The sequence below is a fragment of the Pedococcus sp. P2_E2 genome (genome assembly GCF_056403955.1).
The window spans coordinates 122,041-131,953 of the sequence record NZ_JBFUEM010000009.1 but is presented as its reverse complement, the minus strand read 5'-3'; the positions used below and the strand labels follow the sequence as shown (position 1 = coordinate 131,953).

7 protein-coding genes are annotated in these 9,913 nt (G+C 70.8%); all 7 read right to left on the bottom strand.

Going from position 1 to position 9,913, the window contains the following annotated elements; genetic code table 11:
* Window positions 1-19: 19 nt before the first annotated feature.
* Window positions 20-202 carry a Flp family type IVb pilin gene (locus AC1DWR_RS18210; RefSeq protein ID WP_477615013.1) on the bottom strand — a complete coding sequence of 61 codons (183 nt, stop codon included), beginning with the start codon at window positions 200-202 and terminating at the stop codon, window positions 20-22.
* Between the two features lie 228 nt (window positions 203-430).
* Window positions 431-2,197 carry an LpqB family beta-propeller domain-containing protein gene (locus AC1DWR_RS18205; RefSeq protein ID WP_477624920.1) on the bottom strand — a complete coding sequence of 589 codons (1,767 nt, stop codon included), beginning with the start codon at window positions 2,195-2,197 and terminating at the stop codon, window positions 431-433.
* Window positions 2,194-3,933, bottom strand: coding sequence for an MtrAB system histidine kinase MtrB (gene mtrB, locus AC1DWR_RS18200; protein ID WP_477615011.1), 1,740 nt, complete (start codon window positions 3,931-3,933; stop codon window positions 2,194-2,196). Before mtrB ends, AC1DWR_RS18205 begins: the two co-directional genes overlap by 4 nt.
* Window positions 3,934-3,983: 50 nt before the next feature.
* Window positions 3,984-4,661, bottom strand: a complete 678-nt coding sequence (mtrA, locus tag AC1DWR_RS18195) for an MtrAB system response regulator MtrA (protein WP_477615010.1) — start codon at window positions 4,659-4,661, stop codon at window positions 3,984-3,986.
* An 86-nt stretch (window positions 4,662-4,747) separates the two neighbouring features.
* The gene (locus tag AC1DWR_RS18190) at window positions 4,748-6,166 is read right to left on the bottom strand and encodes a hypothetical protein (protein WP_477615009.1); all 1,419 of its coding nucleotides are present in this window, start codon (window positions 6,164-6,166) and stop codon (window positions 4,748-4,750) included.
* Between the two features lie 22 nt (window positions 6,167-6,188).
* A complete protein-coding gene (locus tag AC1DWR_RS18185) occupies window positions 6,189-8,504 on the bottom strand; it encodes a spermidine synthase (RefSeq protein ID WP_477615008.1) in 2,316 nt (771 codons plus the stop codon).
* Window positions 8,501-9,775, bottom strand: a complete 1,275-nt coding sequence (locus tag AC1DWR_RS18180; RefSeq protein ID WP_477615007.1) for a hypothetical protein — start codon at window positions 9,773-9,775, stop codon at window positions 8,501-8,503. Before AC1DWR_RS18180 ends, AC1DWR_RS18185 begins: the two co-directional genes overlap by 4 nt.
* Window positions 9,776-9,913: the final 138 nt, after the last annotated feature.

Here is a 9,913-nt window from a genome sequence, read left to right as displayed (position 1 = left end):
CGGTCGGGCCACTTCGACGTCAGACTGCGGTGTTGACAGTCGTGAACGCGCTGTTGATCTTGCCACCGAGGGTGGCAACCACGGCCACGATGACGGCGGCGATGAGGGCCACGAGCAGGCCGTACTCAACAGCGGTCGCGCCACGCTCAGAGGTGCGGGCGTGGAAGACGCTGGTCTGGAACTTCGCGATGGTCTTGAGCATTGTGATATCCCTTTCAAAGGCTGTGTATCCCGCGGCTCAGACCACTGCGGTACTGCGCCGAGGTAGAGACTGCCGTTTGCGGGGCCTGCGCCACATCGGCTGTTGGGGTCCAACGCCGCTGGCTGATGGTCGACGGCTGCATCGTCCGAACGGTGGATGGCACCCCGGGGGTGGCGCGCTATGCGAATGGATCGTCGCGGCGCGTCACCGAGCTCGCGGCAACCTGGGTCACCTCGCGGCGACCACCAGGTCGGTGCCCTCGCCGACCCGCTGCCACCTGCTGCCGGCGCGGATGAGCACCTGGTGCTTGTCGGTTGTCACGACCAGTCCACGCTCCCCGTTGACCGTCGTAATCGACTGTGCCCCAGCGATATCCGGCCCTGCGGCTATCGCTCCACCCAGGGGGACCAGCCATGGCCGGACCACCTGCGAGGGCGTCAGCCGGCCCAGGACCGCCAGCGTGGCGTCGTCCACCCACACGAGGTCGCGGGCCAAGGTCAGCGTCGGCGCCAGTCGGAGCGGCTCCGCCAGAGAGGCCGGCAGCCCGTTCGGTTGCCGCACGACTCCGGCCACGTCCACGCGTGGGTCCGTGCCGTCCCCCTTGGTGGTGATGACCGCGAGGCGCTGCCCGTCGGGCGAGAGCCGCAGGCTCACCACCGACCGGTCTGCGAGCCAGTCGACAGCCACGACCCGGGGCAGTGCCTTGGATGCGTCCGCCGGGTCGGCAGCGGCATTGATGGCCCAGACCTTGGTCGTGCCGTTGCTTCGACCCGCGACCCAGAGCACGTCCTCACGGTCGTAGGTCGGCCGGGTCAGCCGCGTGCCGGGCGAGACGAGCTGCACCTGGCTGTTGCCACGCCACCGCGCCAGCTGGGCGCGGTCGCCTCCGACGGCCGCGACCTCCTGACCGTTGCGGGACATGGCCAGATAGGCCCACCCCGGTTGCACCGCGGGCAGCGTTGCCGTCTCGGGCGGCGGGGTCCGCTCGACCGAGTCGCCCACGTCATCGGGATCCACGGGGACCAACGCCGTCCCCACGCGTAGGAGGGGCTTGACGACCGGGTCGGACGGGGTGGGGAAGCCCAGAGCCGACAGCGAGTCGACCGTGCTCTCGCCATTGGGCATCTGCAGGTCGGCGCCCTCGAGCCTCAGCGCGACGCGTTCGACGCCGGGCGCCTGGGTGACTGTTGCGAGGAACTGGGCGCCGAGGTTCTGGCGTTGGCCGGGGTCGTTGCCCAGCCGGGTGGCCGCGAGGTCGACTTTCGCCGTCCCCGAGTCGATGGTGACCGCATCGACCGCCAGCTGCGTCCCTGAGGGGATGTCGGTCCTGACTGCTCCCCTGAGGTAGCTCGGCACCCCGGTGAGCAGCGACCTGGCCAGCCTGGTCGCCAGCCCGGTGCCGAGCGGCAGCCAGCGGACGTCCGGCACCAGTCGGTGGTCGCCGGCGGACACGTAGTAGATGCGGAACGGGTCGTACAACCGGTCGAGGTCGGCTCGGCTCAGCCAGGTGCCGAAGTTGTCCGGCATCGTGCTGATCCGCCACTCCCCACTCGATCGGGACAGTCCGAAGGTGACCTGCACGCGCGAGCTCGGGGGCAGCTCCTGATAGCGACCCGAACCGTCGATCCGCGCGATGGCGTTGGCGACAGCCGTGACGGTGTTGTCGGAGGACGGCGTGTAGGTCAGCTCGGAGTCGGAGCCGAAGACGACGACGGAGGAGTCCGGCCGCCAGGAGCCCTGGGGCCCGGACCCGAGGTAGGACCGCGCCGCCTGGTATCCGTCGTCACTGGCTGCGGCGGCCCTGATGAACCCCTGCACCACCTGCTGCGGCGAGGACCCCGGCGCCACCGGGTTGACCTCCACCCGCACCTCGTTCTCCTGCACCGAGCCGACCTCGAGCCCGGGCTGGATGGTCGAGCTGGTGGACAGCCCCCCGCACGCGCCGACGGCGAACACACCACACACGGCCAGGCTCGCGGCATACCGGCGCCTCATCGGGGACTCCACGGCGCGGTGGGGGTATGCCGCGTGCTCGCCACGGGGGGCGACGCGCCATCCTGCGTGGGGACGCCGGCCGGCCGCGCGGCCGCAGCCGGCGGCTCGGGCACGTCGCTCGGCCGCAGCGGCAGTGGCGCCTCGACGATCGGCCGGTCGGCGTGCCGGGGCAGGGTGAGCCGGAAGCAGGACCCCTCCCCCGGTTCGCCCCATGCCTGGAGCCAGCCGTCGTGGAGCCGGGCGTCCTCCAGCGAGATGGCCAGGCCAAGGCCGGTCCCTCCGGTGGTGCGGGCGCGGGCCGGGTCGGCACGCCAGAACCGGTTGAAGACCAGCGCACCCTCACCGGGGCGCAGGCCGACGCCGTGGTCGCGCACGGTGACGGCAGCCGCGCTCTCGTTGACGGCGATGGCGATCTCCACGGGGCGACCCTCCCCGTGCTCGAGGGCGTTGACCACCAGGTTGCGCAGGATGCGTTCGACGCGACGGGCGTCGACCTCGGCGTCGCACCGCCCGTTCGAGGTCACGGTGACGGCGCTGCCCCAGCGGTCGGCGATGGGCTGGGCCGACTGCACCGCCCGCGAGACCGTTGCCCGCAGGTCGGTGACCTCGGAGTCGAGGGCCGCCGCTCCCGCGTCGAACCGGCTGATCTCGAGCAGGTCCGCCAGCAGCTCCTCGAACCGGTCGAGCTCGTTGTGCAGCAGCTCGGCCGAGCGGGAGACCGCGGGGTCGAACCCCCTGCGGGAGTCGTGGATCAGGTCGGCGGCCATCCGGATGGTGGTCAGGGGCGTGCGCAGCTCGTGCGAGACGTCCGAGACGAACCGCTGCTGAACCCGGGAGAGGCCTTCCAGCTGGCGGATCTGGGTCTGCAGGCTGTCGGCCATCTCGTTGAAGGACTTCGCCAGGCGGGCCAGGTCGTCCTCACCGCGCGCTCGCATGCGTTCGTTGAGCCGCCCCGACGACAGCCGCTCGGCGACCACGGCGGCACGGCGGACCGGGCTGACGACCTGCCTGGTGACGACCCAGGCGATGACGCCGACGAGGAAGACCAGGGCCAGTCCACCGATGAGGAACGTGCGGGTGATGAGGTCGAGGGTCGCCTGTTCGCGCTGCATCGGGAACACGGCGTAGAGGTCGTACTTCCCCGCGAGGGGCACCTCGACCTGTGAGCCCACGATGACGGCCGGGACGTCCCCGCCGCTCTTGGGGTCCGTGATGCCGATCAGCATCACCTGTTGGCGACGTGGGTCGGCGCGCACCGCCTCGCGCAGCGAGATCGGGACCACCGGGAGCCCCACCCGTCCACTGGAGAGCGTCTGCACCGACGTGTTCGACGTGTTGTCGAGGCTGCGGGTCATCACGAGGTAGCGCTCGTTGTCGCCCCCCGGAGAGGCAGCGCTCTGGACGGCCTGCCGCGCCAGCAGGTTGAGGTCACCCTCGCTGCTCGTGCGGTCGCTGTTGTCGAAGCTCCCCTGCACCTCGGTCGTCAGCCGGGAGGCCTCGAGCTTGGCCGACTCGATCCGGTCCTGCTCGAGACCGTCGGAGATGGACGAGAAGAGGTAGGAGCCGAGGAGCAGGACCACTGCGAAGCCCAGCAGCATCGTGGAGGTCACCACCCGGAACTGCAGGGACGCCCGCCACAGGTGCGCCAGCAACCGCACCCAGACCGTCAGCCGGCGTCGAGCTCGCCCCAGGATGGCGCGGACAGCGCGCAGCCCTTGGGCGCGGTGGTCGGACAACCGCGGTGTCGGCGTCCGACCAGGCCTCGGACGGGCCGACTCGGACATGGCTAGTTCGGGCCGGCCTTGTAGCCGACGCCGCGCACCGTCACGACGATCTCGGGGTGCTCGGGGTCGTGCTCGATCTTGGAGCGCAGCCGCTGCACGTGGACGTTGACCAGCCTGGTGTCGCCTGCGTGGCGGTAGCCCCACACCTGCTCGAGGAGCACCTCGCGGGTGAAGACCTGCCACGGCTTGCGGGCCAGGGCGACGAGGAGGTCGAACTCGAGCGGCGTGAGGGACAACGCAGTGACGTCCCGCTTGACCGAGTGGCCTGCCACGTCGATGACGAGGTCGCCGATCTCGAGCCGCTCGGGCTCCGGTTCGTCGCCGCGACGCAGCCGCGCCCTGATGCGCGCGATGAGCTCCTGCGGCTTGAACGGTTTGACGACGTAGTCGTCGGCGCCGGACTCCAGCCCCACGACCACGTCGACGGTGTCGGTGCGCGCCGTGAGCATGACGATGGGGACCCCCGACTCGGCCCGGATCCGGCGGCAGACCTCCATGCCGTCCAGACCGGGCAGCATCACGTCGAGCAGGACCAGGTCGGGTCGGCTGTCACGGAAGGCCCCCAGGGCCCCGGCCCCGTCGGCCACGTGGGACACCTCGAGTCCCTCGTTGCGCAGGACGATGCCGAGCATCTCCGCCAGCGCCAGATCGTCATCGACGATGAGCACGCGACCCTTCACCTGCGTCAACCCTCTTTCCAGCAGTCAGCAATGATTTCCCCCGAATCATCACACACGCAACGCGGGAGGTGTCCGAGCCACGAGCCTCACCGCGGACTTTCGCGGACGAACAGGTGCCAGTCACCGATGACCCGGGCCGTGCGCCACGTCGGGTCGGCCTCCACCAGCGCCATCGCTGGGCGACCCTTCTCGACGGCCACGACATCGGCCGAGTCCCACGCCCGTCGACCGGCGGGGTCGCCGGCGAGGAAGTCCAGGTAGACGGCCTGGTCCGCGGGGGCGAAGGCATCGATCGGGTCGCTGACCCAGACAGTGAGCCCGTCGGCCGCCAGCTGCTCGACTCCCGGTTCGGTGGCCAACACCACACCGTCGTCACCGGCCAGGTCGCGCACGGCCGACACCACCGGGCCGGGCACGTAGCCGGGCACCGCTTCCTTGGTCGCGAGAGCCGCCGTCCACACGGCCACCGCGAGGAGCGACCAGATCAGCCAGGGCACAGGGCGGGGGCGCCGCAGGTCGACCCGGGGCGACTCGTCGCCCAGGGTCGACCGCTCAGCGTCGGAGGTGCCCGTCACGAGGAGGAAGAGCCCCAGGGCGAGCCAGACGCCGTTGCGCGCGGCGATCAGCGTCGCGATCACGAGCAGGCCCGCGACGACGTACTCCCACGCGGCCCGTCGCGACCTCAGGAACAGGACCAGCACCACCAAACCGGCACCGAGCAGCAGGGCATCGAAGGGGCGCCGCGGATCCGGAGCGGACCACAGCTCGGAGCCCCGCTTGGCGGCCTCGTTGGAGAAGACGCCGACGTAGTAGTGGAACGTGCCGAGCCCTGCGGGGGTGAGGAACAGGGCGCCGAGCGTGGTGACGCCCACGGCGATGGTCTCTGCCGGGCGCCGGTGGAGGCGGCTGACCAGGAGGTGGCAGCCCGCGACCGCAACGCCGACGAGCACCGCGCCGTGCAGGTTCGCCCAGACTGCCACCAGCACCGGGAGCAGCCAGATGCTGCGCGTCGGCCGCTGCGCCTGCCGTGTGAGGATCACCATGAGCACGGCAAAGGGCACGAGGGAGAGCATCTGCAGCCGCACGACCACCAGCGCCTGGAGGGACATGGTTGCCACCAGGAGCATCACGCCTGCGACTCTCGCGTCCCGCGCCCCACGACGCAGCGCAGTCACGGCGAGCAGGAGCAGGGCCGCAAAGCCCATGGCTCCCTGCAGGGCGAGCAGTCCACGATCGCCGGCACCGGTGGCGGCGGCGAAGAGCAGCTCGGCCAGGACCGGCACGTTGTGCCATCCCGCGGAGGGGGCCGCAGCGAAGGGGATGTGGTGCGGGATGCTGCCCGTGTCGACGATGTGCCTCCCGAGCGCGACGACCCAGAACGCGTCGGCCCCCACGATGGCCTGCCACGCGGAGAATGCCGTGACCGCCGACAGCGCGGCGAAGGTGCGCCACGACCAGCCCAGGGCGCTGGCCGAGTCCCGGGCCAGAGGTCGAAGGGTGCTCACGGGCCCAACACTGGCAGAGGCGTCACTTGAGGACCGAGAGGGTCGAGGAGTAGTCATCGGTCCAGTCCACCCTCCGCCCGGTGAGCGGCTCCCATCCCCGGCTCGCGGCAAACGGAGCGAGCCGGTTCTCGTCGGACGACATGACCACCCACGTGCTCCGGGTGGCTCCGGGGCCGTCGCCCTTGGTGGCCACCCGAGCGGCCCACCCGAGCGACGCGGCGCTGCCGGTCAGGACGGGCGCGAGGTCGAAGACCCTGTTGCTGATGTGGACGACGAGCAGTCCTCCTGGCCGCAGGCTGTTCGCGTAGACGCGCATCGCCTCCTCCGTCAGCAGGTGCACCGGGATGGCGTCGGAGCTGAAGGCATCGAGCACGAGGAGGTCCAGCGAACGGGGCGCCAGCTTGGCCACTTCGAGGCGGCCGTCGCCCACCACCACGTCGACGTGTGCGGCCGAGTCCGAGAGGTAGGTGAACATCCGCGGGTCGCGGGCGATGGCGACGACGGCAGGGTCGATCTCGATGAAGGTGAAGCGCTGCCCCTGCGCTCCATAGGCCGCCAACGTGCCCACCCCCAGGCCCACCGCCCCGACGTCGGCGATCCCCGGGGTCGCGAACACGTCGCCCAGCGGGCCGGTGCGCGCGTAGTAGGTGGTCGGCTCGCCGCGCTGACCGCCGAGCCACTGCGTGCCGTGGACGGTGGTGCCGTGGGCGAACTCGTGCTGGCCCTCGCTCTCGGACACGCGGTAGCTGCCGAAGAAGGTGCGCCGATGGTCCAGGGATCCCTGGTCCAGCTTCACCTCGACCCCCACGAACGTGAGCAGCAGGACGACGGCCACGACCATCCTCCGCGTCGACAGCAGCCACCCCGCCAGGGCAGCCAGGGCCAGTCCCACCAGGGCGAGCGCCATGGAGTCTGCCCACCGACTGATCACCAGGCCGAGGGCCGCCGCACCGACCAGGGCGCCGAGCACGACACCGGCCCTGCGCAACGCCCACCCCGCCGCTGACGCTGACGCCGGCGTTGAGTCCGCCACGGACGCCGACTGGTCGGCACGAGACGGGGGAACAGCCTTGCCGATGAGCAGGAGGGGCACCAGTGCCGCGACGATCGGGTACTCGAGGACGCGGTCGAAGACCAGGGGCGCGAGCATGCCGTTGAGCAGTCCACCCAGCGCTCCGCCTCCCGCCACCACCAGGTAGAAGTGCGTGAGGTCACCCACCGCCGGACGGTCTGCCGCAAGTCGCGCGTGGGCGACGAACGCCACCAGCGCCAACATCACCATGTTGAGCACGACACCGAGCAGGATGGGGGTGCGAGCCTGCATCATCGCGGCCGCCGCGGCGAGGACCGTGCTCGCCACCGCCAGCCGAACCACAGCCGCCGGAACGTGGCGTGAGGTGCGGCCGAACGCGATGACGAAGGTGGCGAGGTAGATCGCGAGTGGTACCACCCAGAGCAGCGGGATGGGGGCGATGTCGGTGCTCACGTGGGCCGTGACGGCCAACATCATCGCGGAGGGCAGGAAGGCCCAGAGTGCCCATTGCCCCTCGCGTCGTAGTCGAGCCCTGGGGCCTTCGGGCCGGGGAGCGGCCTCAGCGGGCGGCGACCCTGCGGGACCGACGCGACCGCGGCTGACCGACAGGCGGGTGAGGCCGGCGCACGTTGCCGTCAGCACGACGAACCCCACGAACCCCCACGACCACCACGTCCGCTGCTGAGCCAGCGAGAGGTGTGGTTCCACGATGAACGGGTAGGCCAGCAGCCCCCCGAAGCTGCCGAGGTTGCCGGCGGCGAACAGGAAGTACGGGTCGTCAGCGCGCGGCCCGCCGGTCCACGAGTACCACCGCTGCAGGAGCGGCCCGGCGGTGGAGATGACGAGGAAGGGCAGCCCGATCGTGGCCAGGAGGACCCTCAGGAGCCAGAGCACCGGCGACGCGGTGGCGCTCGGCGCGGCATCTGGAGGGAGGGCGATCGGCAGTACCGCGAGGGGGGCCAGCAGCACGAGGACGTGCACCGGGGGCTGCCAGGCCGGTCCGAGGCGCCGGGTCGTGGCGTGGGAGTAGGAGTAGCCGAGCAGGAGGAGCACCTGGAAGAACAGGCTGCTCGTGCTCCACACGGTGGCCGATCCACCGAAGGACGGCAGGACCAACCGCGCCACCATCGGCTGGACCACGAACAGGAGCGCGGCGCCTGCGAACGCGGTGAGGGTGAAGACGCAGACGAGCACGATCTCCCGGGGTCGACCGGCGGGTCCACCGGCAGGTCGACCGGCCCGCCGACCGGTCCGCCGCACGACCGGTCGGGATGTCTTCACAGCGTCGAGTTGCGGCACCTTCATGGCATCAAGGGCGTCGTGCTCGTCACGGCCAGCGAAGCGCCGACCCAGTAGTACTGACACACGAGGCCGGCCGCAGCCGCCAGCCCCACTGCGCACCACCGCGCGCGGCTCAGACCATTCGGTCCGGGACTCCCGACCACGAGCAGGCCCAGGGTGGGGGCCAGCAGGAGGTAGCGCAGGATCCCGGTGTGCATGGGGGTGAACGTGAGCAGGAACAACGGATAGGCGATCGCCCAGGTGCGCAGCTCCAGGCTCCAGCCTGAGCCCAGCTTGCTCAGGGTGCTCAACACGAGGAGGCCGGCTATCAGGAGCACGAGGACCAGCCCCGTGGCGCCGGCGGCCTTGAAGGCGGACGCGAACCATCCGAAGCGATACTCACCGGCCAGCATCGACGTGCGCTGGAATCCCTCGTTGTGACCGAGCACGACCGAGGCGATGGCTGACCACAGGAAGGTGCTGCCGACGGCGACCGCACACAGCAGCGCAGGCGCGACCGCACGCCGACCCCGGAGGGCACCGAACCCCTCGCGGCGGACGCGTTCGGCGATCTGGACGGCCACGACCACGGCCAGGACGGGGGTGATCAGGCGCGTCATCGCCAGAGCGGAGACCGGCGCTATCGCCAGCAGGTACCGCTGGTGCTGGATCGCCCAGAGAGCCAGACCGAGGAACAGCATCCCCAGCGCCTCGCTGTAGGCAGCCTGGAACAACGGGGCGGTGACGAAGGTGCAGGCCAACAGGGTCCCGGCGGTCGCCAGGGCGCGGCCACCCGCGCGGTCCAGCACGCGGAACCACACGAGCATCGCCAGGGCACCCGCGACGACGTTGACGACAGTCATCGACCACGCGAACGACAAGCCCGTGACTGCCATGACGGCGCGCACGACCATCGGGAACCCGGGCGGGAAGGCCCAGGTCCACATCGTGGTGAAGCGTTCGGTGGCGGACTCGCTGCCCGTGGGGACCTGGTAGCCGTCCGTGGCGATCGCCTGGAACCACTGTCCGTCCCAGTTCGTCACGACGCCGAGGTAGCCCGGGTCGGCCGGGAGCTCCTGATAGACGAAGTACGGGGGGAACCCGTTGCGGACGATGTCCGGAAAGGTGTCGAAGCCCACTGCGATCTGGGACTTCGAGGCCACCGCGATGAACACGAACGCAGCAACGCGCGTCAGGAGGAAGACACCCAGCGGCCAGTACCACGAGAAGCTCGCACCCCTCCACGCCCTGACCGACGGGGCTGTCGTGGCGCGAGCCTCGCTGACGGCGGTCATGGTGGGGTGTCCTCGGGAGCGGCAGACAGTGACCGACGCAGTATGTCCGTTTTGACGTGGGCGCGCCGCTCCGCGGCTCGGCGGCTCATCCGTTCAGTCATCATCGCCTGGCCATTGGACCCACAGGACCTGTTCGCG

Excerpts from the sequence above, each read along its gene's own strand:
- AC1DWR_RS18210 (WP_477615013.1), bottom strand. The coding sequence starts at position 202 with ATGCTCAAGACCATCGCGAAGTTCCAGACCAGCGTCTTCCACGCCCGC.
- AC1DWR_RS18205 (WP_477624920.1), bottom strand. The coding sequence starts at position 2,197 with ATGAGGCGCCGGTATGCCGCGAGCCTGGCCGTGTGTGGTGTGTTCGCC.
- AC1DWR_RS18185 (WP_477615008.1), bottom strand. The coding sequence starts at position 8,504 with ATGAAGGTGCCGCAACTCGACGCTGTGAAGACATCCCGACCGGTCGTG.
- AC1DWR_RS18180 (WP_477615007.1), bottom strand. The coding sequence starts at position 9,775 with ATGACCGCCGTCAGCGAGGCTCGCGCCACGACAGCCCCGTCGGTCAGG.